Annotated in this window: 1 protein-coding gene and 1 pseudogene; both read right to left on the bottom strand. The window is 67.3% G+C overall.

Going from position 1 to position 1,099, the window contains the following annotated elements; genetic code table 11:
* A partial coding sequence (locus AOK24_RS50735) for a phosphoenolpyruvate-utilizing N-terminal domain-containing protein (RefSeq protein ID WP_276206838.1) occupies positions 1–207 on the bottom strand: 207 nt, incomplete at its 3' end.
* 125 nt (positions 208–332) lie between these two features.
* Positions 333–692, bottom strand: a pseudogene (locus AOK24_RS16495) (PTS sugar transporter subunit IIA); the annotation flags it as partial.
* Positions 693–1,099 lie beyond the last annotated feature (407 nt).

Raw genomic sequence — 1,099 nt, 5'->3', positions numbered from 1 at the left:
CTGGGCCTCGCCGCCGGCCAGGTTGCCGCGCGCGGTCAGATCGGCCGCCACCGCGTCCACGGCCTGGCGGGCGCGGCCCTGCTCACGGTCCGCCTCGTCGGCCGGGATCTGCTTGGCGGGCGGTTCCAGGACCGCCGTCCCCATGTGCCGTACCTGGCCGATCGCCACACCGTGGCTCACACCGACGCCTCGCAGCGTTGTCTCCATCTCACCGTCTCCGATAGTTGCGACGGCACGCGCCGCCGCGATGGTCGTGCCTGCCCACCGGCCGTCGGCCTACAGCCGGTGTGTCACTGCTGTCGTGCTCACTGCTGTTGTGTCACTGCTGTATGTCACTGCCAGGAGAACAGAACGTCCCCGGACTTCACATCGCCATCCTCGCGTACGTCACCGAGGGAGTCGGCGGTGGCCTCCAGCGCCACGACCGGGCACACGGGGGACTTGCCGGCCTCCTCCACGGCCGCCGGGTTCCAGCGCACCACCGCCTGCCCGCGCGTGACGGTGTCGCCCTTGTTCACCAGCAGATCGAAGCCCTGCCCGTTGAGCTGCACGGTGTCGATACCGAGGTGGACGAGGACACCGTGCCCTTCGGCGTCGACCACGACGAACGCGTGCGGGTGGAGGGAGACGACGACACCGTCCACGGGGGCGACGGCCTCGGAGGGCTCACGCACCGGGTCGATCGCCGTGCCNNGGCACGGCGGCCAGTCCGATGGCGCGTCCTGCGAGCGGGGACGTCACGGTGGTCACGGAGTGCCTCCCAGAGGGTGGAGGGGATGGAGATGTACCTGGACCGTCACTGCCTGTCTCCGGCAGTGCACTGTGCAGCAGCGTATGTCATATGAAGTACCAGTTCCGCACGAGAGTTCCCGATCTGCGGTCTAGACCAGTGGTCCAGACCATGACCCTAATCGATTTGCATGCCGTCTGGCGCCGCGTGTACAGTCGTACCCCTGCTTGAGGGTGAGCGACGCGGTCTCGCGTCCTGCTCCAGGCAGCATCCAACTAGCTCAGACTCCTTTTCCTAAGGCTTCTTTCTGCGTGCTCGCAGATCGGTGGTCAGAAGGACCCGGAGAACCTGATAAAGTCGGAACCGCCG

The sequence above is a fragment of the Streptomyces niveiscabiei genome (assembly GCF_001419795.1).
Taxonomy (GTDB): Bacteria; Actinomycetota; Actinomycetes; order Streptomycetales; family Streptomycetaceae; genus Streptomyces; species Streptomyces niveiscabiei.
The sequence above is the reverse complement of the archived record's forward strand: the minus strand, read 5'-3'. Positions and strand labels throughout refer to the sequence as shown.